Source organism: Flavobacterium faecale (assembly GCF_003076455.1).
GTDB classification, from domain to species: domain Bacteria; phylum Bacteroidota; class Bacteroidia; order Flavobacteriales; family Flavobacteriaceae; genus Flavobacterium; species Flavobacterium faecale.
Genome location: NZ_CP020918.1, coordinates 1,295,307 through 1,318,411, shown reverse-complemented (window position 1 = coordinate 1,318,411; position 23,105 = coordinate 1,295,307). Strand labels below are relative to the sequence as shown.

General features: G+C 35.4%; 24 protein-coding genes and 1 tRNA gene. 14 read left to right on the top strand and 11 right to left on the bottom strand.

Translation table 11 applies throughout. The annotated features are described in order from the left end of the window. Positions 1-218 precede the first annotated feature (218 nt). From FFWV33_RS05775 to FFWV33_RS05745, 7 genes are all read left to right on the top strand, one after another. Positions 219-536 carry a hypothetical protein gene (locus tag FFWV33_RS05775; RefSeq protein ID WP_108740026.1) on the top strand — a complete coding sequence of 106 codons (318 nt, stop codon included), beginning with the start codon at positions 219-221 and terminating at the stop codon, positions 534-536. A 63-nt stretch (positions 537-599) separates the two neighbouring features. Further along, positions 600-938, top strand: coding sequence for a hypothetical protein (locus FFWV33_RS05770; RefSeq protein ID WP_108740025.1), 339 nt, complete (start codon positions 600-602; stop codon positions 936-938). 38 nt (positions 939-976) lie between these two features. Next, positions 977-1,315, top strand: a complete 339-nt coding sequence (locus FFWV33_RS05765; protein WP_108740024.1) for a hypothetical protein — start codon at positions 977-979, stop codon at positions 1,313-1,315. A gap of 38 nt (positions 1,316-1,353) precedes the next feature. Next, positions 1,354-1,692, top strand: coding sequence for a hypothetical protein (locus FFWV33_RS05760; protein ID WP_108740023.1), 339 nt, complete (start codon positions 1,354-1,356; stop codon positions 1,690-1,692). 39 nt (positions 1,693-1,731) lie between these two features. Beyond that, entirely contained in the window at positions 1,732-2,028 is a 297-nt protein-coding gene (locus tag FFWV33_RS05755; protein WP_108740022.1) for a hypothetical protein, read from the top strand. A 78-nt stretch (positions 2,029-2,106) separates the two neighbouring features. Beyond that, a complete protein-coding gene (locus FFWV33_RS05750; RefSeq protein ID WP_108742469.1) occupies positions 2,107-2,403 on the top strand; it encodes a hypothetical protein in 297 nt (98 codons plus the stop codon). 321 nt (positions 2,404-2,724) lie between these two features. After that, positions 2,725-4,059, top strand: a complete 1,335-nt coding sequence (locus tag FFWV33_RS05745) for a sigma-54-dependent transcriptional regulator (protein WP_108740021.1) — start codon at positions 2,725-2,727, stop codon at positions 4,057-4,059. Here FFWV33_RS05745 and FFWV33_RS05740 read toward each other — a convergent pair. Beyond that, a complete protein-coding gene (locus FFWV33_RS05740; protein WP_108740020.1) occupies positions 4,052-6,484 on the bottom strand; it encodes a hybrid sensor histidine kinase/response regulator in 2,433 nt (810 codons plus the stop codon). The two genes, FFWV33_RS05745 and FFWV33_RS05740, sit on opposite strands and share 8 nt — an antisense overlap. A 233-nt stretch (positions 6,485-6,717) precedes the next feature. On the opposite strand from FFWV33_RS05740, the gene mtgA reads away from it, so the two are divergent. Together mtgA and FFWV33_RS05725 are read left to right on the top strand one after the other, a co-directional pair. Further along, positions 6,718-7,461: a monofunctional biosynthetic peptidoglycan transglycosylase gene (gene mtgA / locus FFWV33_RS05730; protein WP_108740018.1), complete on the top strand. Its 744-nt coding sequence runs from the start codon at positions 6,718-6,720 to the stop codon at positions 7,459-7,461. Further along, the gene (locus FFWV33_RS05725; RefSeq protein ID WP_108740017.1) at positions 7,462-8,424 is read left to right on the top strand and encodes a lipid A deacylase LpxR family protein; all 963 of its coding nucleotides are present in this window, start codon (positions 7,462-7,464) and stop codon (positions 8,422-8,424) included. A gap of 137 nt (positions 8,425-8,561) precedes the next feature. On the opposite strand, the gene FFWV33_RS05720 is transcribed toward FFWV33_RS05725, so the two are convergent. From FFWV33_RS05720 to FFWV33_RS05705, 5 genes are all read right to left on the bottom strand, one after another. Next, positions 8,562-8,990 carry a hypothetical protein gene (locus FFWV33_RS05720; RefSeq protein ID WP_108740016.1) on the bottom strand — a complete coding sequence of 143 codons (429 nt, stop codon included), beginning with the start codon at positions 8,988-8,990 and terminating at the stop codon, positions 8,562-8,564. Continuing rightward, positions 8,990-9,487, bottom strand: a complete 498-nt coding sequence (locus FFWV33_RS05715; protein WP_108740015.1) for a helix-turn-helix domain-containing protein — start codon at positions 9,485-9,487, stop codon at positions 8,990-8,992. The genes FFWV33_RS05720 and FFWV33_RS05715 overlap by 1 nt, the downstream gene beginning before the upstream one ends. 3 nt (positions 9,488-9,490) lie before the next feature. Continuing rightward, complete coding sequence (locus tag FFWV33_RS19655; RefSeq protein WP_281261793.1) at positions 9,491-9,622, bottom strand: hypothetical protein; 132 nt, start codon at positions 9,620-9,622, stop codon at positions 9,491-9,493. A 67-nt stretch (positions 9,623-9,689) separates the two neighbouring features. Then, positions 9,690-12,971: an Eco57I restriction-modification methylase domain-containing protein gene (locus FFWV33_RS05710; RefSeq protein ID WP_108740014.1), complete on the bottom strand. Its 3,282-nt coding sequence runs from the start codon at positions 12,969-12,971 to the stop codon at positions 9,690-9,692. Positions 12,972-13,134: 163 nt separating this feature from the next. Beyond that, positions 13,135-13,208: transfer RNA gene (locus tag FFWV33_RS05705), tRNA-Ala, on the bottom strand. A 105-nt stretch (positions 13,209-13,313) separates the two neighbouring features. Between FFWV33_RS05705 and FFWV33_RS05700 the strand changes: the two genes are divergently transcribed. Then, positions 13,314-14,081, top strand: coding sequence for an enoyl-CoA hydratase/isomerase family protein (locus FFWV33_RS05700; RefSeq protein ID WP_108740013.1), 768 nt, complete (start codon positions 13,314-13,316; stop codon positions 14,079-14,081). An 87-nt stretch (positions 14,082-14,168) separates the two neighbouring features. Here the strand turns inward: FFWV33_RS05700 and FFWV33_RS05695 are convergent, their stop codons facing one another. From FFWV33_RS05695 to FFWV33_RS05685, 3 genes are all read right to left on the bottom strand, one after another. After that, entirely contained in the window at positions 14,169-14,915 is a 747-nt protein-coding gene (locus FFWV33_RS05695) for a succinate dehydrogenase/fumarate reductase iron-sulfur subunit (protein ID WP_108740012.1), read from the bottom strand. Positions 14,916-14,995: 80 nt separating this feature from the next. Then, entirely contained in the window at positions 14,996-16,996 is a 2,001-nt protein-coding gene (locus FFWV33_RS05690) for a fumarate reductase/succinate dehydrogenase flavoprotein subunit (protein ID WP_108740011.1), read from the bottom strand. 12 nt (positions 16,997-17,008) lie between these two features. Next, entirely contained in the window at positions 17,009-17,674 is a 666-nt protein-coding gene (locus FFWV33_RS05685; protein WP_108742468.1) for a succinate dehydrogenase cytochrome b subunit, read from the bottom strand. Between the two features lie 433 nt (positions 17,675-18,107). Between FFWV33_RS05685 and FFWV33_RS05680 the strand changes: the two genes are divergently transcribed. Continuing rightward, positions 18,108-19,400, top strand: a complete 1,293-nt coding sequence (locus FFWV33_RS05680) for an aminopeptidase P family protein (protein ID WP_108740010.1) — start codon at positions 18,108-18,110, stop codon at positions 19,398-19,400. Between the two features lie 18 nt (positions 19,401-19,418). Continuing rightward, complete coding sequence (locus tag FFWV33_RS05675) at positions 19,419-19,670, top strand: (2Fe-2S) ferredoxin domain-containing protein (RefSeq protein WP_108740009.1); 252 nt, start codon at positions 19,419-19,421, stop codon at positions 19,668-19,670. 63 nt (positions 19,671-19,733) lie between these two features. Here the strand turns inward: FFWV33_RS05675 and FFWV33_RS05670 are convergent, their stop codons facing one another. Together FFWV33_RS05670 and FFWV33_RS05665 are read right to left on the bottom strand one after the other, a co-directional pair. Continuing rightward, a complete protein-coding gene (locus FFWV33_RS05670) occupies positions 19,734-20,261 on the bottom strand; it encodes a ferritin (protein WP_108740008.1) in 528 nt (175 codons plus the stop codon). 88 nt (positions 20,262-20,349) lie between these two features. Beyond that, entirely contained in the window at positions 20,350-20,706 is a 357-nt protein-coding gene (locus FFWV33_RS05665) for a hypothetical protein (RefSeq protein WP_108740007.1), read from the bottom strand. Positions 20,707-21,090: 384 nt separating this feature from the next. Here FFWV33_RS05665 and FFWV33_RS05660 point away from each other — a divergent pair, with 384 nt between their 5' ends. Both FFWV33_RS05660 and FFWV33_RS05655 read left to right on the top strand, forming a co-directional pair. Beyond that, complete coding sequence (locus FFWV33_RS05660) at positions 21,091-21,891, top strand: TIGR00266 family protein (protein WP_108742467.1); 801 nt, start codon at positions 21,091-21,093, stop codon at positions 21,889-21,891. 333 nt (positions 21,892-22,224) lie between these two features. After that, positions 22,225-23,007, top strand: coding sequence for an alpha/beta fold hydrolase (locus FFWV33_RS05655; protein WP_108740006.1), 783 nt, complete (start codon positions 22,225-22,227; stop codon positions 23,005-23,007). The last annotated feature ends 98 nt before the right edge of the window (positions 23,008-23,105 follow it).

Here is a 23,105-nt window from a genome sequence, read left to right as displayed (position 1 = left end):
ATGTGTAGCTTTTTTTTTGGTCTAAAGTGTACTAACTGTGAAAAAAATACACACTATTTTGATCCATTACACAGGCACACAGCTTTACTTTAAGTTACACTAAATTAATAATCCCTTATTTATCAATGCTTAACAGAGGATACCCCTAGTTTTTATAGAACGGCATAATAATTTCATTATCTAATTCGAAAACAACAATCAATTAAACATAATAGATCATGAAAAAAATACTTTTAGCCACAGCAATCGTTTTAGGAAGTTTAACTTCTATACAAGCACAAGACAAAATGTCAACTACCGAAACTACAACTGTAACCACTACCGCAGAAAGTAGCGCAGCTGCAACAGAATTTGATGAAATACAATTGGACGATGTTCCTTCAGTAGTGTCAACTACTTTAGCAACAGCCTATCCAGATGCAATCCTAACTAAGGCATACGTGAACGCAAACAAAGATTACCGTCTAGACGTAAAATTAGGAGACAAAGAAGGTTCTCTATTTTTGGACGAAAAAGGAAAATGGATCAGAAGTTAATAACAAACATAGAACAACAGTATAAAAGAATTCGAATTAAAACTCAATAAAAAAACAAACATTATGAAAAAGTTAATCTTATCAGCAGCAATAGTTTTAGGTTCATTGACAACAGCAGTAGCACAAGGACCAGCTGGAACTGACAATACAGCATCAACAGAGCAAACTACAACAACAGAAAATGCTACCGCTACAGAAGCAACAGCAACTGGAGAATTCACAGAAATCAAAATCGAAGAAGTTCCTGCAGCAGTAACAGCAGCATTGACAAAAGCTTACCCAGACGCAGTTTTGAATAAAGCATATGTAAACGACCAGAAAGAATACCAATTGGACGTAAAAGTTGGAGACAAAGAAGGTTCTTTATTTGCTGACGAAAGCGGAAAATGGATTCAAAAATAATACTGATTTATTCTAAAAATTAATAAAAAACAAACATCATGAAAAAGTTAATCTTATCAGCAGCAATAGTTTTAGGTTCATTGACAACAGCAGTAGCACAAGGACCAGCAGGAACTGAGAACACAGCAACAACAGAGCAAACTACAACAACAGAAAATGCTACCGCTACAGAAGCAACAGCAACTGGCGAATTCACAGAAATTAAAATCGAAGAAGTTCCTGCAGCAGTAACAGCAGCATTGACAAAAGCTTACCCAGACGCAGTTTTGAATAAAGCATATGTAAACGACCAGAAAGAATACCAATTGGACGTAAAAGTTGGAGACAAAGAAGGTTCTTTATTTGCTGACGAAAGCGGAAAATGGATTCAAAAATAATACTGATTTATTCTAAAAATTAATAAAAAACAAACATTATGAAAAAGTTAATCTTATCAGCAGCAATAGTTTTAGGTTCATTGACAACAGCAGTAGCACAAGAACCAGCAGGAACTGGGAATACAGCAACAACAGAGCAAACTACACAAACCGAAAATGCTACAGCTACAGAAGCAACATCAACTGGTGAATTCACAGAAATAAAAATCGAAGAAGTTCCTGCAGCAGTAACAGCAGCATTGACAAAAGCTTACCCAGACGCAGTTTTGAATAAAGCCTATGTAAACGACCAGAAAGAATACCAATTGGACGTAAAAGTTGGAGACAAAGAAGGTTCTTTATTTGCTGACGAAAGCGGAAAATGGATTCAAAAATAATACTGATTTATTCTAATAATCAATAAAAAAACAAACATCATGAAAAAGTTAATCTTATCAGCAGCAATCGTTTTGGGGAGTTTGTCTTTATTCGCCATACCGGTTAAGAACAATCAATCACTAGTACATACCGTTGTCATTGGCGACGAATATACTGAAATTAAAGTAGCAGATCTTCCTGCCGTCATTACAGAATCTTTATTGAAAGCTTTTCCAGATGCCGAAATCCAAAAAGCATTCGTAAACGAAAACAACGAATACAAATTGGAAGTAAAGCTAGGAGACAAGACAGAAACAATGTACTCTGATGCCAACGGAAAATGGATGGACAAATAGTCCTCCAAATTAGTTTCGAAACGTAGTCGCAACTGAAAAAGTAATAGCATGAAAGCAAAACACTTAAAAAAGAAAAAGATGAAAAAGTTAATAGTAGCAGCAGCAATAGTTTTAGGTACCATTTCTTCCTTCGCAACACCACATGTTGCCCCAATTGAAAATAATATTGTAGTAGGAGTTCAGGATGAATACACTGAAGTTGCCTTGGATGCACTTCCAGATGCTGTAAAAAGCACCATTACCAATTCTTTTCCTGGAGCAAAATTAGAAAAAGCATATGTTAATGAGAATAAAGAATACAAACTTGAAATCTCAATGAGTGAAAAAACGTATACCGTTTACACAGATGCTGAGGGTATCGTTATCAAAAAATAATATCCCATTGAATTGTAAAAATCTGTAAAAGTAATTTTTTTAATTAAGCGATAAAAAAAGAGTTTACAATTATAATCTTTATGAGATCTATTCATTGTTGCACAAAACTCAAACAAAAACGGTTTCGAATTCAAACGTTTAGGACAAAGCCATGAAGCTACTGCTACAAAAGGCAGATGTAATTGGAACCTTAAATTTATAGAAACCCTACAGCTTTACAATTTCAAACAAAAAGAGGTCGCCATTGGCGACCTCTTTTTGCATAATTTTATGATAAAATAACATAAATAAGATTAATTTAGCTGAAAAAGAAACTGACCAATGCAGAAGATTTTAATTATCGAAGATGACATATCGTTTTGTAAATTATTAGAAAAATTCTTGACAAAGAATTCCTTCTCTGTTACAACCTCATTTTCTGCAGATGAAGCCAGAACTTTAATAAAAAAAGAGTCCTTTGACCTTATCCTTACCGATTTGCGATTACCTGACGCTGATGGTATTGGCTTACTTGGGGAATTTAAAAGTGCATACCCAACTACCCCAGTAGTCCTCATGACAGGTTATTCAGATGTAGCTACCGCAGTCAAGGCCATCAAAAACGGCGCGAGTGATTACATATCAAAACCCTTCAACCCTGACGAAGTTTTAATTGTACTAAACAACGCCATTAAAAGCAGCGCTGCTATTGAGCCTGAAAAGAAACCTGCTCCAAAAGCGAAAAAACCAACACCTTCTACAGAATATGTACAAGGTATTTCTAGCGAATCAAAAAAATTAAGCGAACACATACAATTGGTAAGTCCTACCGATATGTCTGTTTTAATTATTGGTGAAAGCGGAACGGGTAAAGAAATAATTGCCAAAAGCATACATGAAAATAGTCCACGAAAGAAACAAAATTTCATTGCAGTAGACTGCGGTGCCATTCCAAAAGAACTAGCAGCGAGTGAATTTTTTGGACATCTTAAAGGTTCTTTCACGGGTGCAATTTCCGATAAAATAGGTTATTTTGAAGCTGCCAATAACGGAACACTTTTTTTAGATGAAATAGGAAACCTATCGTATGAAAACCAAATTCAGTTGCTACGTGCTTTGCAAGAGCGAAAAATAAAACCTGTTGGAAGCAACAAAGAGATTAACGTAGACATACGCATTATCACGGCCACGAACGAGGACCTGCGTGAGGCAGTAAAAAACGGCGATTTTAGAGAAGACCTTTATCACCGAATTAATGAATTTTCGATCCACTCGCCATCTTTGACAGAACGTTCGGCTGATTTGATGTTATTTGCAGAGTTTTTCTTAGACAAAGCAAATGCACAATTGAACAAAGAAGTTATCGGTTTTAGCAAAGAGGTCGTTCAACTTTTTCAAAATTATCCATGGCCAGGAAACCTTCGTGAATTACAAAACTGTGTCAAACGTTCCACACTATTGACCCAAGGTGATTTTATAGAGAAAAATGTTTTGCCAATCGAATTTTTCCAAAAAATAGATAACAAAAAGGACAATTTATCCTTATCTCAAAACGAAAAGGAAGCTATTGAAACTGCCCTAATCAAAACACAAAACAACAAATCTGAGGCTGCTAAACTCTTGCAAATTACCCGCAAGACGTTATACAATAAGCTAAAGTTATACGATATTAATTAAAGGATTTTTTTAAAGCTGTAAATAACGTTTCTACTTTTATTTTTAAATCCTTTAAAATGGTCAATAACTCGGCTTCATCATAACCATTCAATTCAAGTCCATTCAAAATACTTCCTATTTCAGTGGCTTCCATTTGCTTGAACATGGGCGCCATTTTATGTGCGACAGACTGAATGTTCTTATGATCAACGGCAGCAACTGCATTTTCGAGTAGTACCATATTAACAGCCGTCGTTTCCATAAACGATTCGACCACACTCTGGATTTCTATTCGATCATTATTTAGAAAAAGTTCAAAAGAAGCCAGCGAGTATAAGGGCTTCTTTTCGACAATATCTCTAATTTCTGTCTTAGTTTGAGGTAGACTTTCGTTTGTAAATAGCGCATCAATTGTTTGTAACAGAAAGTTTGGACTGAGTGGTTTTTTGACCACAGTCGTAAACCCAGCCTGTTGGTACACTGCATCTTCCAAATCGGCACGACCTGTAACAGCAATCAACGGCTGTGCCACATAGAGACTGTTTTCCAATTTAAAAATAGCTTCCAATAGTTCAAAACCATTCATTTCTGGCATCTGTATGTCGGTTATCAACATATCAAACGAATTGTTTTTCACGGTTTCTATCGCATCAATGGCAGACGAAAAAGGCATTACCGTATAGTATTTTCTCAAAACTTCTGTGGTTAATCGCAGCAAATCGGCATCATCGTCTACCACTACAATCATTTTTGACTGCTGTTTCGGCACATACAAAGCAGTTGGTTTCGCCATTATCTCTTTACCAAAAATCAGTGGTAGCTTCAGTTCAAAACAACTCCCCTCCTCTGAACTTCGTTTTAAATACAAATCACCTTCTAGCAAACGACTAATTTTTTTCGAAATAGCCAATCCCAAACCTGTACCTCCAAATTGCTTTTCGATCGATTCATTAGCCTGCGTGAACTCTTCAAAAACAAGTTTCTGACTTCCCTTTTCGATTCCGATTCCGGAATCAGTTATGGCAATCAGCAACCAATTTCCATCTTCAGAAATTGCGGCCTCTATTCGAATAAAACCCTCGCTCGTGAACTTATAGGCGTTACCCAAAATATTTATTAAAATTTGTTTTATTCGAAAAACATCTCCCACAACCGTTCTACTCAATCGTGAATCTACCACTACTTCAAGCGAAATATTCTTGTCTTGATGCACCGCTTGAATATTCTTCGCTGTCTCCCATACGGTTTCTTCGAGATCGAACGGCTCTTTTGAAATCGCAATTTTACCTGCTTCAATCTGAGCAAAATCTAGTAAATCCTGTACCAAACGCGTGATGTAGTCTGACGAATTTTTGATTGTATCGGTATAATACAATTGCTTTTTGGAGAGTTCAGAACTACCTAAGAGTTCGGCATAGCCAACAATAGTACTTAAAGGAGTTTTCAAATCATGGCTTACTGTGGATATAAGTTGCTCACGACTCTTCAATAAATTTCTTGTTTTAAAGTTTGCCGCCTCCAACTGTTTTTTATACGACTGCGATTTCGAAAAATCATTAGCAATCAATATCGAAAATAAAATGGTGAGCAACAAACCCAATCCAGCAGCATAACTAACTATTTTATTGATTTTCTTAAGCGACTTATCTTTTTCAATATTGTTTTTGATCGAAAATCCAATCATCTCACTTTCGATTACCCGCAAAACTTTTCGAAGTTGCTCCGAGATCAAAATTTCGTTCTTCAATAAATTTTTCTCTTCCTTACTTAGTGACTGTTGTTTCTTCTCCACCTCTAGTTTTACTTTATAGAGCAAACGTTTTGAAGCAGCAAGAATAGAATCAGATGCTTTTTTGGTCAGTGTATTGGTGCTGTCGTCGGGAATGTTTTTGTTAAGATAATCAACATAGCTTTGCAAAACCCTACGTTCGTAACTGCCCATTTTTTCTGGGTTTTTTGTAAAATCGTGCAGTTGTAGCTTTTGAAGAGACGACTCCAACTCGGTTAATTCTTTTATAGCACTATTCACCGATCCATCATCAGTAGCTTTGTTTTTAATTGCTTTGAGTTTCCTGATATTGGTTGTTTTTTCTTTTAACAATACGGTTACACTGTCTAACAATTTGATTTGGTAGGGATTTGCAATCTCTTTTTTAACCGAATCAATTCGAATTTGAAGTGAGTCTGTCTGAACGATGTAGTTAACGAAATCAGCTTCATCAGTGGACTGAATGGTCTTTCGAGCAAGACTTTCTGTTTTATATACATTCGAAAAAAGCTTACTAATACGCAACACAATCTGATTTTCTGAAGCGCTTTGATTTTCTATTTTCGAATAAAAAGCATTTTCAGAATACAACACCCACCCTACACTCACCACCAAGGCAACAAGGACTAAGTAGCTAAGAACTACTTTTAAAGGAAGATTACTGTTTTTATTACCCATAAATCAGGATTAATTGGAGTTGTTTTTAATACTATTTCATCCACCAATCAACAACTACGCCAACCGTATGGAAAGCAATAAATTTAAGAAAATTACTTTGTTTACTGTCCTTTTTTCGAATGATAAAAAAACTATGAGCCAAAATTTTATAAAATCCAACCAAGAAAAAGTAAAAAATCGATTGGAAGATTTATTAAATAAAGTAATTTTACAAAAACCTCAGATCAAAAAGAATGGCAGCTCCAAAAAGCACAAAAAAAACAACAAAGAAACCCATAAAAAAAGACACTAAAACAGGTTCAAACATGATTAAAAAATTCTTTCTCAAATTAATCCTGGGCTTTTTTGGTATTTCTATATTTTTTGTAGTGCTATTTAAATTTGTACCAGTACCCTTGACTCCATTAATGATTATTCGAATCATAGAAAATAAAAGTTCAGGCCAAGATGCCGTGTTTAGTCATGATTGGGAACCCCTTGAAAATATTTCTACAAACTTACAAAAAGCAGTTATCGCTAGTGAAGACGGACTTTTTTTATACCACAATGGTTTTGATTTTGGCGCCATGCAAAAAGCATTCAAAAACAATGGCCGTGGACGAAAAATAAAAGGAGGCAGCACCATATCTCAGCAGACAGCCAAAAATGTTTTTCTGTGGCAAGGAAGAAGTTATTTACGCAAAGGTCTCGAAGCTTATTTTACAGTGCTTATCGAACTTATTTGGGGTAAAGAACGCATCATGGAAGTCTACCTAAATAGTATCGAAATGGGTGACGGAATCTACGGTGCGCAAGCAGCAACACAATATTGGTACCGAAAAGATTGTACTAGCCTTACGCCTACACAAGCCGCAGGTATTGCAGCGATATTGCCAAGCCCACGCAAATACAAGGCTACGGGATCATCTACCTACATCAACAATCGTAAAACTAAAATTGTGAAAGTGATGCGCACGGTAGGCGAATTAAAATACTAAATGAAGATTTTTTTTCGAATACTAAGTTTCTTTTTACTCTGTTCAACAACTAGTTGGAGTCAGAAAAACAATGCCGAAATAGGACTAGTAACAGACAATGATCTATACACCTCGTCAAAAAACGACATGTACTATACCAATGGTCTTGAACTTTTTTACAGGCATATTGTAGAAAGTCAAAATCCAGAGGTAGCCAAAAAAACAGTTACGTTCAAAGTAGGGCAATACATTTACACACCTCGTTTTGTAAACACACCCGAAATTTCGATTATGGACCGTCCATACGCAGGTTATCTATTTGGTGAACTAGGACAATCTTTGTTTTTCAAAAAGGAGTCTGTATTTCAAGCAGACGTTCGACTGGGTTATTTAGGACCTAATTCTTTTGGGCGTCAAACACAAAATAATTTCCATAAAATTGTGGGCTATCCAAAACTACTGGGATGGGAACATCAAATTCAGAACGCACTCGCTATTCAGACCCATTTTTTATATTCTAAAAAACTTTTTAGAGAACGCAACAACCAATTTACAGATGTACACTTTAGATCTGAAGCCAATTTGGGAACTATATTTACAGGTGTTTCTACCGGTTTAATAACGAGGATTGGATTTAAAAAACTAACACGTATATATGACTCCAATCTATATGGAGCAAGCGTAGGATCAAATGAAAGTGAATTCTACGCCTATGTGAGTACTAGCGTTAACTACCAATTGTATGACGCAACGATTGAGGGCAGCCTTTTTAACAACAATAGTCCCGTGACCTTTGATCTGGTTCCTTTTCGATTCAATGGAGAAGCCGGAATAAAATACCGAAAAAACAACCTAAACCTATATTACACCTTTATGTATCGAGGGAGAGAATTGGTACACCCAACCAATACGGGCTACTTCTATGGTTCAGTTGGGATTTCGTATTTACTGAATACGAAAAATAAAGCCAATAAAAAACCGTAAATCTACTGTAAGATTTACGGTTTTTTTTATGTGGAGAATGCGGGACTTAATAATCTACTACCAATATAGTTCTTGATTAAAAGTACACTTATATAAAGTATAGCTACGCATATCTCTAGATGACCCTATTTATTTCTTTAATCAAAAACTACGTCTTCGGGAATCATTTCCGCTACATTTAGAGTAGGCAAGATGTATTTGTTAAAGATAGTTCCTTCAGTTTTTGAATGCAATATGCCTCGTGCCGTACCTACTGTTAACATGGCCATGTGTGCGACAAAACCTTTTGGAAGAATAATTTTATCATTTGATTGTAAACTTTCCCAAGTTGCTTTTTCGATATTAAAAAAACAAGTCACTTGTGTCGCCATAAATGGCTTTTTCTTCATTTCAAATGTAAATTTCAAACTTACTGAAAAAGCTTCCTCTTCTACATTCAAACCAAAAGACATATTGGTACTAAGGTTTACATTGCCTTTGTCAAGATGGTTTTCTTGAAACAAAGCAAATTGATCTGTACTTATTTTAACGAAGTTAAAAGTAAGGTTTACGTTATTATCTGCCATTATCCTACTTTTGGGTATTTGATTGCTTGAGTTAATTTATTATAAACAACATTCATTTGAACTCCCTTTTTTTGTTTGAAATTATCTGAAAAAGTAAAATCGGCTAGATCATTTTTATGTAACTCTTTGGTTAATGTTTTTTCAACTGATTTAACTTGAGTTGCATTTATTTTTATTTCGCTCACTGGATTATAACTTATAATCTCCATCAACGAAATTCCCAAAGCATCTTCCAATTTGCCAACGGTCTCAAAGGTTAGATTTTGTTTTCCTTTGATGATCTTATTCACCTGTTGTGCGGAAACATTCATTTTTTTGGCTAGATCTTTCTGAGACATTCCTTTGTGTTTCAATGCCTCTAGAACAGTAGTCGCAACATTGTATGAGTGATCTATCCATTTTTTATTGGCTTTGTATTGAGCCAACTTTGAAAGAAAACTAGAAGGCTTGTCGCTTACTAATTTTTCAAATTTGTCTAATCTTTCGTTTAGTTCCATATCTTAAATTTCATACATTTCAAAATCATCCTGATCTAGAATTCCTTCTTCTTTGAGATAATATTTAATGTCTTCTAATTTTTGTTTTTCTTTGAGTAAGTGTGTGCTTTCCTTCATTGTCTCCACTAAATTCATTGCTTATTTTATTTTCGACATAATTTGCGTATAAATTATATTCGTTTAAAAGCTAAGACCAACTGTGCTAACTATTCTCTACAATTGCTATTTCTTCTGCTGTTAAACCATACAACTCATACACCATGGCATCGATCTCACGATCTGTAGCGTCTATTTGTTGTTTAAGAGTTTGAGCTTCTGCTTTTTTAGTTTCAAAAACATCCATCCAATCCATTTCGTCGAGTTTGGTTAACTCTTTTACGGCTTGCATATTATTTTTAACTAACTCCTTATTATTGGTTTTTATCGCTTTGTTGACTTCCTTTATAAAATCTGCAAAGGATAACTCGTACCAGTTTTCTAATTTTTTCGTTAGTTTTTCAAGTTTAAAATTTTCCTTGTAAAAAAATATAAATTTGTTAATTGCAAGATTATAGGCTTGAGTTAAAAGTATTGTCTGTTCTACATTTTTGCACAAGGCATTGTTACAAATGTTTTTAGGAATAGGCAAGTTATTGACATATTGTCTTTTCCATCTTAAAAAACCACCTCTAATTTCCGAGCTCATCTGAAAAAATAAAAATTTGATCAACTTTGAATTTAAAACACCTAATAGCTCTTTAGATTCACTAGCAATAATAAATGTTGTCATGTCAAAATAAGTCTCCTCACTATCTATAGAGAATCTACCGTCAGATGCAATTTCTGGATATACTATTTTTGTTCTTTGAAATTCCTTATAATAATCGCATGCCCTAAGTTCCCACCAATATTTACCTTGATCACTTCTCTTTCTAGCTCTATTCTCAAAAGGCATTAAGTGGCGATGTATTAACTCATACTCAGAAGATAACCAATCTAATGCATCCGCTTCATTTTCGAAAATACCTTTAGTGTCCGTCCATTTATTCGGTATACAAATTACATATTTATTGATTGTAGGTCTTCCATAACGTGATAAATCTCTTCCTACGCCATACGGTTTTACAATCTCCTTGTATTTTATTGAAGTCAAAATTAAGCTATCATAGAATTGTTGATCAATAATAAAAGCATCATTTAGACCTGTTTTCAATCCTACATACATTTTTCCGGAAATAAATTCTTTAATATTTAATTTCTCTTGTGTAAGTCTTGAAATAATTTTCATTATTTTATCATCTGCAATTGACCAACCTTCATTTCTTAAAATAAATCTATTTACAGTACTTTTGTGGCTTTGTACATATTGATCAAGACTCGGAAATAGTAAAGTACTAACTTCTACACCAACAAAATTTTCACTCTTTTTATTTCCGCCCACTGTTAAAATACATGGATAAGCTATTGCGTCGGCAAAAACTGGCAAATCTTTAAAATCAATAATCTCAATAATATTTTGTTCTTTTAACCATATTCTTAATTCTTTAGCATAATTTGCTCTCATCCATTTATTTGCAACAATAACGCTATAAATACCATCAGTTTTTATAAGATGTTTTATGCCTTTTTCAATAAAATAAGTATACAAGTCTGCAACACTATTATAACATTTATAGTTTTTTTCTAAATATGGTTTTATTTCTTTAAATAATTCTTGTCGCACATAAGGTGGATTCCCAATGACAACATCAAAACCCCCTTTTTCAAAAACGCTAGGAAATTGTTCTTTCCAGTTAAAGGCTTTGTCACCTGCAACAGCTTTACTTTCTATTAAACTATTCCCACATTTAATATTACTGTTTAAGTTGTTTAGTTTACGGCGTGGTTGCGCGGTACGTAACCACAACGATAATTTGGCGATTTCTACACTTTCTTCGTTAAGGTCCACACCAAAAATATTGTTTTCTAGAATGGTGTTTTCTATATCGCTAAAGACCAAACCGCCTCCTAAAATTTTTGCTTTTAGTTCGTCAATATAATTGTGTTCTTTTATTAAAAAATCTAACGCTTGGTTCAAGAACGCACCACTACCACAGGCGGGATCGCAAATGGTCAATTGTAGTAACCATTCTCTATACACATCTAAAGTTTCAACTAACTTTACTATTGTATTTTGCTGGCGGTTTTTTCTGCCCTTAAAATATTCTTCTTCTTTAAAACCCAGTTCATTTTTCTTTTCGTCGCACAATTTACCAATCGTATTCTCTACTATATATTTGGTAATGTATTTTGGAGTGTAAAAAACACCATCTTTTTTACGTTTACTTGTTTGTTTGTCAAAATCACCACCTTCAATTTCGGCATTTACGCTTTCAATTTCGTTAAGTGAGTTTTCAAAAATATGTCCTAGTATATTAACATCCACTTGACTTTCAAAATCGTATGATGCTAATGTTTGCGTATGCTTAAATAATAAGTCGTTGTCAATTTCTAATTTGTCTAACAATGTATCTTCCTTAAACAAACCACCATTATAGGCATAAATCTCAGCTCTATTTGTTGTTCCTTGTCTTCCAGTGTCAAGAAATTTAAAATACTGCATGAACATATCGTAAAGCGGTCTTTCGTCACCAAAATCAACATCAGCTTTCCATTTGTTCAGGATTTGAATGGTACTATTGGGTGGTAACAAACCTCTGTCTTCGGCAAAAAATATAAACAAAAAACGATCTATTAACTTTTGAGATTTCTTGAATAGTGTAAGTTTCAGGTTTTTGTCTAGACGCAATTGTTCTACCTTCGCTTCTTCATCCATTTCAGTAGCAGAAAGATCTAAAGTGCTTTTTAATTTCTTAGCATTGCGCTTTACCAAATCTCTAAACAATTCTCTCTTAAAAACAGAATAATCTTTGTAGAACTGCTTGGTAATTTGTTCTTCAATAATAATCGAAGCTTCTTTTATTTTTAAAGGAATGTTATTTAGAACATTGTCCTTTTGCAAACACAAATACAATACTTCAAAACGTTGTTCACTTAAGTCAAATAAATTAAACTCTTCGAACTCGGTAGCATCATTGATATAAAACCGCAGCTTTTCGTAATTAGAGGTAACTACATAAACACAATCTTTTTGATTGGCTTTGTAATCAAATGCTTGCTGACGTATGCTTTCTAAATCCTTTGTTTTGGTTCCCTTCAATTCTATCACTGCAACAGCAACTTCATTTTTTAGAATGGCGCCATCTGCTTTGCGTGAATTGGTTTGGTTTTTATACTCGGCTACTAAATCAAAATTAACATTAGGTTTCAAAGTGTAATCTAAAACATTGACAAATAATTCTGTTAGAAAAATACCTTGGTATTCCTCTTCTTTCGAATTGCGTATGTTGTCCTGGATAGTTGGGTTTAAGAAGTACTTGATATACTTTTTATATGCCTTACTTACTTTTGACTGCTCTAATTGTTTAAGATGCTTATTAAGAACCGATTTTTGATATAATGCCATTTATTTGAAGAATGATTATTTTAAAGTCTAAAAATAGTAATCTTTAACTGAACTTATTTTATTTGGACAATTATTTCCAAAAAAAAACACCCAACTTTACATTTTTGAGTGTAAAACTGGGCATTTTTATTGTAATTTATTAACTAACAATGTCGGTTTTATGTGGAGAATATCGGATTCGAACCGATCACCTCTTGCCTGCCAGGCAAGCACTCTAGCCAAATGAGCTAATCCCCCAGTGCAATGCAAATATAACATAAATACGATAGTAAAAAATTATATTTTCAAATATCGAAAGTTTCATTTGAATATTTCTAACTTTACGAAAAACCAATTTGCACCATGCCAATTCAAGATCCACAAGGAACATTAACCACCATTATCGACCACAACATAGCAACAGTGACTTTTGGTCATCCTGCTAGCAATTCCTTTCCGAGATCACTATTGGATGCACTGACGCAAGAGTTGCAAAACTTGAGTGAAGATTCAAATGTTTCAGTGATTTTAATGCAAAGTACGGGAACCAAAGCTTTTTGTGCAGGTGCTTCATTTGACGAACTATTGGCGGTGGAAAACGATGAACAAGGATTTCATTTTTTCTCGGGATTTGCTAATTTACTTAATGCCATGCGCAGCTGTTCCAAAATAATTGTAGGTCGCGTGCAAGGAAAAGCAGTTGGTGGTGGCGTCGGAATTATTGCTGCCTGTGACTACGTTTTTGCAACAGAGAATAGTGCTGTGAAATTATCTGAAATTGCCATCGGGATCGGACCATTCGTTATCGAACCCGCAGTAAGTAGAAAAATTGGAAAAACTGCCATGACAGAAATGACTTTGGCACCTGACCAATGGAAAACCGCACAATGGGCACAACAAAAAGGACTGTTTGCAGAAATCCTACCTGACATTGATAAACTTGACGAAGCAGTTGTTTTATTTTCGAAAAAACTAGCCTCCTACCATCCAGAAGCTTTGTACGAAATGAAAAAAATAATTTGGGAAGACACTGAAAACTGGGAAACGTTGTTATACGAAAGAGCAAAAATCACAGGAAAACTAGTGCTATCTGATTTTACAAGAGCAGCCTTGAACCAATTTAAAAAATAGCACGTTGCTACATGATAAGTTAAATAAAAAAAACGCATTCAACTTAATGAATGCGTTTCTATTATATAAGAATTTCTATTTCTAGAATTATCCTTTCAAACTTGCTGACAAATATTCTCTGTTCATACGAGCGATGTTTTCTAAAGAAATACCTTTAGGACATTCTACTTCACATGCTCCAGTGTTGGTACAGTTACCAAAACCTTCATCGTCCATTTGTTTTACCATGTTTAATACACGATCAACAGCTTCAATTTTACCTTGTGGTAATAAAGCATATTGAGACACTTTTGCAGAAACAAACAACATTGCTGATGAGTTTTTACAAGTAGCCACACAAGCTCCACAACCAATACAGGTAGCAGCATCAAAAGCGTGATCTGCATCTTGTTTGTTGATCGGAATTGTGTTTGCATCAATAGTATTACCTGATGTATTTACAGAGATAAAACCACCTGCGTGTTGAATTCTATCAAAAGCACTTCTGTTTACTACTAAATCTTTTACTACTGGGAACGCAGCTGCACGGAAAGGCTCGATCGTAATCGTATCGCCATCCTTGAACATACGCATGTGTAATTGACAAGTTGTAACTCCTCTATCTGGTCCATGAGCTTCTCCATTGATAAACAAAGAACACATTCCGCAAATTCCTTCGCGACAATCGTGATCAAAAGCTACTGGATCACCACCAGTATTGATTTGTTGTTCATTGAAAACATCAAGCATTTCAAGGAATGACATATCAGGTTCAATTCCGTCGATTTTATAATCAACCATTGCTCCTTTATCTTGGGCGTTTTTTTGACGCCATATTTTTAATGTAAGTTTCATCTCTTTTTACGTTTAAAAGTCAAGTCTATTGCCATAAGTCTTCAACTTGGAGACTATGACTTTGAACTTAAGACTAATTTTTACTTATAACTTCTTTGAACTAGTTTGATGTTTTCATACACCAATGCTTCTTTGTGCAAAACAGCATCACTAGGTTTCCCTTTATACTCCCAAGCAGCAACATAAGCAAAGTTTTCATCATCACGCAACGCTTCTCCTTCTGGAGTTTGGTATTCTTCACGGAAGTGACCTCCACATGATTCATTACGGTGCAATGCATCTTTAGCAAACAATTCTCCCAATTCTAAGAAATCAGCAACACGAATTGCTTTTTCTAATTCTTGGTTCAATCCTTTATCCGTTCCAGGAACTTTAACTTCTTTGTAGAAAGCTTCTCTAAGAGCAGCAATTTCTGAAATAGCCTCATTAAGACCTTTTTCATTACGTGCCATTCCTACTTTGTCCCACATTATCTTACCTAATTTTCTATGGAAATAATCAACAGAATGTGTACCGTTGTTATTCATAAAATTAGAGATCAATTCTTTTACTTTTTGTTCCGCTTCTGCAAACTCAGGTCTATCCGTTGAGATTTTACCCATACTAATGTCTGGAGCTAAATAATCACCGATAGTATAAGGCAATACAAAATATCCATCAGCCAAACCTTGCATCAAAGCCGAAGCTCCAAGTCTGTTTGCACCATGCTCTGAGAAGTTTGATTCTCCAATTGAGAAACATCCAGGAATTGTAGTCATCAAGTTATAATCAACCCAAGTTCCACCCATTGTGTAGTGAACCGCTGGGTAAATCATCATTGGTGAAGTATAAGGATCTTCATCAACAATTTTATAGTACATCTGGAATAAGTTTCCGTATTTACTTTTCACGATATCAGCACCTAATTTTGTGATTAACGCTGTATCATTAGCATCAAGACCTTTTACAAAAGCAGCCTCTTTACCGTAACGTTGTATTGCTGCAGCGAAATCTAAATAAACAGCTTCTCCTGTTTTATTAACTCCAAAACCAGCATCACATCTTTCTTTTGCAGCACGAGACGCAACGTCACGTGGTACCAAGTTACCAAAAGCAGGATATCTTCTTTCTAAGAAATAATCTCTATCTGCTTCTCCTAAATCTGTTGCTTTTTTCTTTCCTTCGCGTATTGCTTTTGCATCTTCTGCCTTTGCAGGTACCCAGATACGTCCATCATTACGTAAGGACTCAGACATCAAAGTCAATTTTGACTGGTGATCTCCTGAAACTGGAATACAAGTTGGGTGAATTTGAGTATAACAAGGGTTTGCGAAGAAAGCTCCTTTTTTGTGGATTTTCCATGCTGCTGTAGCATTTGATCCCATCGCATTGGTAGACAAGAAAAATACGTTTCCGTAACCACCCGATGCAATAACAACTGCATGTGCAGAATGTCTTTCGATTTCACCAGTAATCAAATTACGAGCGATAATACCTCTTGCTTTACCGTCAATGATAACCAATTCTAACATTTCATGACGACTGTGCATTTGGATTTTTCCACGACCGATTTGACGGTTCATTGCAGAATAAGCTCCAAGCAACAATTGTTGTCCTGTTTGTCCTTGTGCGTAGAAGGTACGAGAAACCAAAGTCCCTCCAAAAGAACGGTTGTCCAATAATCCACCATATTCACGAGCCAATGGCACCCCTTGAGCCACACATTGATCAATAATATTTGATGAAACCTCGGCTAACCTGTATACATTGGCTTCACGAGCGCGATAATCTCCACCTTTTACAGTATCGTAGAACAATCTGTAAACAGAGTCACCGTCTCCTTTATAATTTTTTGCTGCATTAATTCCCCCTTGTGCTGCGATTGAGTGCGCACGACGTGGTGAATCTTGAAAGCAAAATGCTTTAACGTTATATCCTAGCTCTGCCAAAGTTGCTGCTGCAGAACCTCCGGCCAAACCTGTACCAACAACGATAATATCAAGATTACGTTTGTTAGCAGGGTTTACTAGATTAATATGATCTTTATAATTTGTCCATTTGTCCGCAATTGGGCCATTTGGTATTTTTGAATCTAATGCCATTACAATTGAATATTAATGAGTGAAATGATGAAATAATGCAACAAATACAAATCCTAGTGGAATGATAATCGCGAAACCTAATCCGAAATTTTGCAATCCTTTAGTGTATTTGTTATTTGCTCCTACTGACTGAAAAGAAGAGCTAAACCCGTGTTGTAAGTGCAAAGACAACAATACAAAAGATATACAGTACAATGCAGTACGTACAGGGCTTTCAAACTTCTCTGCCAACTCATGAAAATACCTTGTTTCATTCAAAGGACCAAATTCTACATATTTGTATGCCATCTCTGGAACCCAGAAATCATAAAAATGTAGTCCTAAAAACGCCAAAATCACAGAGCCAGAGATAATCATGTTACGTGATGCCCAACTTGCATTTGCAGCTCCATTGTAACTTGCATAACCAATTGGCCTCGCGTTGTTGTTTTGAATATTCAAAACAAACCCCATAATGAAGTGAAAAATCACTCCAACAATAAGAATTGGTTGGATAACAAACTGAACCAATGGATTATTTCCCATGAAATGAGAAATAGAATTGAATACAGACTCACTAAAAACCGAAGTCATATTGATAAAAAAATGCTGTGCTAGAAACAACATCAAAAATAGTCCTGAAAGTGCCATAGCTACTTTTTTAGCTATTGACGATTTCAATAATCCAGATTTTGCCATAATATTTATAGAATATAATTTAAAAAGTACACAAAAATAAGGGAAAAAGGCACCAACTACAACCTTTTCGCTATTATTTATAATCATTTTAAAGTGTTTAATCTTCGATAATACCAAATCACTCAAATTAAGTCATAAGAAACTATACACCAACTGACTAACCACTTTCAAACAGCTAAATAACCAAAAACAATACCGATTAGATATTTCAGAATTATTTAAACTTTAAGCTTAAAAAAAAGAATATCGTAATTTATTAGTTTTAAAATTTCAAATCCTCAAACACACAAATAGTGCTGATTTTGTGTAGAAAAATAAAAAACAACAGCCTGTTATGCTTTCCTTACATCTTGTTAAAATAAAATCAACTGCAGCATTTGTTCTTTCAACTAGATTCAATTGCTTAAATTTGTTATCTAAAAATTATTTTACAATGAAATACCATTCTATAGACGCTACATTATTTGTCAAAAACCGAAGCAAATTTGCTGCCCAAATGAAACCGAACAGTGTTGCCATTTTTAACTCAAATGACATCTACCCTGTTAGTGCCGACAGCAGTTTGCCTTTTGCCCAACACCGCGATATTTTTTACCTATCAGGAATTGATCAAGAGGAAAGCATTTTACTTCTTTTTCCAGACGCTCCTTATGAGAACCAAAAAGAAATGCTATTCCTTAAAGAAACTAACGAACATATTGCTATTTGGGAAGGTGCAAAACTAAATAAAGAACAAGCTTTTGCTACCTCTGGCATCAAAACAGTACACTGGTTGCAAAACTTTGAAAAAGTATTGGCCGAACTAATGACGTATTCTGATACGATATACATAAACACAAACGAACATTACCGTGCAGTGGTAGAAACTGAAACACGCGAAGCTCGTTTTGTAAAATGGTGGAAAGAAAAATATCCAGCACATTCGGTTGCCAAAAGCAATCCAATCTTACAGCGCATTCGATCAGTCAAAGAACCTGAAGAAATTGCTTTAATTCAAGAGGCTTGTAACATTACAGAAAAAGCATTTAGACGTGTACTACCCTTCGTAAAACCAGGTGTAATGGAGTATGAAATCGAAGCTGAAATGATGCATGAGTTCTTACGCAGTCGTTCAAAAGGGTTTGCCTATACTCCCATTATCGCTTCCGGAAACAGTGCCAACGTTTTGCATTATATCGAAAACAATAAAGCTTGTAACGCAGGAGAATTAATCTTAATGGATACAGCTGCTGAATACGCCAACTATTCCAGCGACTTAACCAGAACCATTCCGGTTTCTGGGCGTTACTCTGACAGGCAAAAAGCAGTTTACAATGCTGTTCTTCGCGTTAAAAACGAAGCTACAAAAATGCTTACTCCTGGTACTTTATGGAAACAATATCATATTGAAGTAGGTAAAATAATGACCTCAGAATTGCTTGAACTAGGATTACTTGACAAAGCCGATGTACAAAATGAAGATCCAGAATGGCCCGCTTACAAAAAATATTTCATGCACGGAACCTCACATCACATGGGACTGGACACGCATGATTACGGAATCTTAACTGAGCCAATGCAAGCCAACATGGTTTTTACTGTAGAGCCCGGAATTTATATTCCAGCAGAAGGTTTTGGAATCCGTATTGAAGACGACGTTGTTATTCAAGCTAGCGGAGAACCATTCAACTTAATGAAAAACATTCCGATTGAAGTGGACGAAATCGAGAGTTTGATGAATGCTTAATCTAAAAACTTAATCACTATGAGTAAAATAGCATTTCCCTCAAAAGCAGTATTTATGTGCAACGGCAGCAAATGCGGAAAACACAAAGAAGTAAAAAAATACATCAAGCAACTAAACAAAGAGAACGACAAAGAGGAGAAGATCGAAATCTTTAAAATGGAATGTTCCAATCGCTGCAAAGCTGCTCCTATTATGTTTTTCCAACCCGAAAATCTTTGGGTAGAAAAAGCAGATGTTGATAGCTGCAAAAAACTCATCAAAAAACAATAGCACAAAAAAAATGCTCTTATAGTTTTACAACCATAAGAGCATTTTTTATACTATTAAAAATCCTTATTCAACCGAACCGATTTTTGCAATTTGAACATCAAGCTCAAATTTGCCCGTAGCACTATCTTCATCTATCAAGTCAAAAAGCTCCAATGCTCTTCGTGCATTTCGTTCTTCTTCACGCTGTTCTACAACGTACCACATCATAAATTCTTCTGTGGCATAGTCATTTTCCAATCTACATTTCGCAATCACTTTATTAATAGCATTTGTGACGGCAATTTCGTTGTCCAGCGCAAGCTCAAAAACCGACTTGAACGAAGCAAATTCTTGCTGCACTTCACCAACAGTAGGTGTGATCGCGATTCCACCTGTCTCATTAATGTATTTAAAAATTTTAAGAAAGTGCGAACGTTCTTCCTCTGCTTGATTGTACATGTACCCTGCTGTATTGGCAAAACCATTTCTATCCAACCATGAAGCCATGGCTAAATATTTATTCGAAGCGTCACTTTCAATTTTTGACTGTAAGTTCAATATATTTTCAACTCCTTCTTGCAAAGAAGAGTTGGTTCTCAATAAATCTTTCATAATTTTACTCTTTATACAGTAAAGTTACAAAAAATTACAGCAAGAAAAGGGAAGCAAGGATCTTTTGTATTTATTCTAAATTAAGGTACTACGCCAGCTCGGTAGTTAAGACCGAATGGAGTAGCGAATGCAAACTAAGGGTAAATTTAGTTCCGTTTAATAATTCTCTAAGTTGCACTATTTCGCAAATGGTCAAGTTTCTAGAAAAGTTTCTTTTGGTAGTCTCAATCAATTGCGCATCTGATTGGTCTGACAAATCGTAAAGCATGTCCAAAATCATCACACTATTCACCTTTCTCTGAAAAATCAAAAAATCTTGCACTTTGTATTTTGAACTGGTCCCAACAAAATTAATTACAATACTATTTGATAGGTCGCATTGGTAACTATACCCATTCACCGTCTCAAACAATACGTTATTCTTCAACTGATTACACTCTGACATTACACTACTTTTTTTTAACGTCACAAATTTAAATAATTAAAATCAAACGACTGCAATTTTTCTATTATAATTAAGACTAATTTTAAATAAGATGTTTTTATTTTATATTCTCTCTTGAAACATACTAATTTTCAGGAGCAGAATGATTCCATTTCAAAATAACCTTCCCTCCTGCTGTCCGCTATATCTCTTGTTCCGCTATCGCTTCACAACAGGATGCCTCCCGAAATTTCGGGAACATCAGGGCTATCAAGTACTCCTCTTTTCCATAAGCCTGTTTTTACCAAATTGTTAAATACTTCAAAAGTCCTTTTTGTAATTTTCGAAAAAGATGTATCTTTTCGGTTACTAATACAGAACAACTACTTAAAAAAAAATAGCCTTATGCAAGCACACGAAATAGATTATGAAATATTTGGAGAGGAAATGCAATATGTCGAAATCGAGCTCGACCCACAAGAAGTGGTTGTAGCTGAGGCCGGCAGCTTCATGATGATGGACAATAATATTCAAATGCAAACCATCTTTGGTGACGGATCCAATCAGCAAGGTGGCGTATTAGGCAAATTGCTTAGCGCAGGAAAACGCGTGCTCACAGGAGAAAGCCTTTTTATGACTGCTTTTGTGAATCAGAATAATGGCAAAGCCAAGGTTTCTTTTGCCGCTCCGTACCCAGGGAAAATTTTAGCTATTGATTTGAATCAATTTCAAGGTAAATTTATTTGTCAAAAAAGTGCTTTTTTATGTGCTGCCAAAGGAGTCTCCATCGGAATTGAATTTTCTAAAAAACTAGGACGAGGCCTTTTTGGTGGCGAAGGATTTATCATGACCAAAATCGAAGGCGATGGAATGGCGTTCATACATTCAGGAGGAACATTGGCAAAAAAAGATTTGCAACCAGGCGAAGTTCTAAAAGTAGACACGGGTTGTATTGTTGGTTTTACCAAAGACGTGGATTATGATATTGAATTTATCGGTGGTATCAAGAACTCCATTTTTGGTGGCGAAGGATTATTTTATGCCACGCTTCGTGGTCCAGGAACCGTTTATATTCAATCCTTACCTTTTTCTAGATTAGCTGACAGAATCATAGCATCTGCACCAAGAGCAGGTGGAGATAGCCGTGGCGAAGGAAGTATTCTTGGCGGACTCGGTAGTTTATTGGATGGTGATAATCGCTTTTAATATCTCATATTTAAAAAACAACCCTCCTAGGGCTTTAAACCCTAGGAGGGTTAATCGCGATTTTTACGTCTATTTTTAACGAACTTACATTGCCCCAGACAGAAACGACAGCCCTGACTGAAAAACATTATTTTTTGCGGGAGTAGCAGAGCGACCAAAGGAAGCTCCTGCTACGACCTAGCAAAAAAAATGTTTTGATGGAAGGCTATAGTGGATGGCTGGATTAGGCCCTAAAAAAGATTGTTATTAAGTGAAGCATAACTTTTGAAAGCAGTTGTTTTCTAGCAAATAATAAAATTTTACCTTTGTGCGAGTCAACTTTAATTTACAATTTTGAACCAAATTCAGCACAAAAACACCTCTATATCCTACTGTGATTCGGGCAAAGGAACAGCTATTGTTTTACTACACGGTTTTCTTGAAAACCAAAAGATGTGGCAGGCTTTTGTACCTGAATTTTCGAAAAAAAACAGAGTAATTACTATTGATTTATTGGGACATGGCGCCACCGAATGTATGGGCTATGTGCATACGATGGAGGACAACGCAGAGGCTGTGCAGGCGGTGTTATTGCACCTACGCATACGCAAAGCTATTTTTGTAGGTCACTCGATGGGTGGTTATGTGGCTTTGGCTTTTGCCGAAATGTACCCTGAGCATGTGAAGGCATTGATATTGCTAAACTCTACCTCTAGAGCTGATAGTGATGAACGCAAAGTAAATCGAGACCGTGCAATCAAGGCGGTGAAACAATCCTACTGTAATTTTATATCGCTTTCTATCGCCAACTTATTCAGTGAGAAAAATAGAGAAAGCCTGATAAATGAAATAGAATTTGTAAAGAAAGAAGCGCTACAAACGCCACTGCAAGGCATCGTTGCCTCACTAGAAGGTATGAAAACTCGTGTTGACCGAGAGGTTTTACTACACTTGACACCCTACCCAAAAATGTTGATTTTGGGAGAAAAAGACCCCGTTCTACCTTATGCAGAAACGTTAAAACAGATTGAAGAAACTAATGTTCAACTTGTAACTTTTCCTGACGGACACATGAGTTATATTGAAAATCGAACTGAACTGACTGCGGTTTTATTGAAGTTTTTTAAAACAATTTAAAAATCAAATGGTAATTTCAAAGTTCAATTTCAAAAATCAAATAGTAAATTCAAAGATTAATTACCAATCCTTTTCGACTCTATAAAACTTTGTGAACT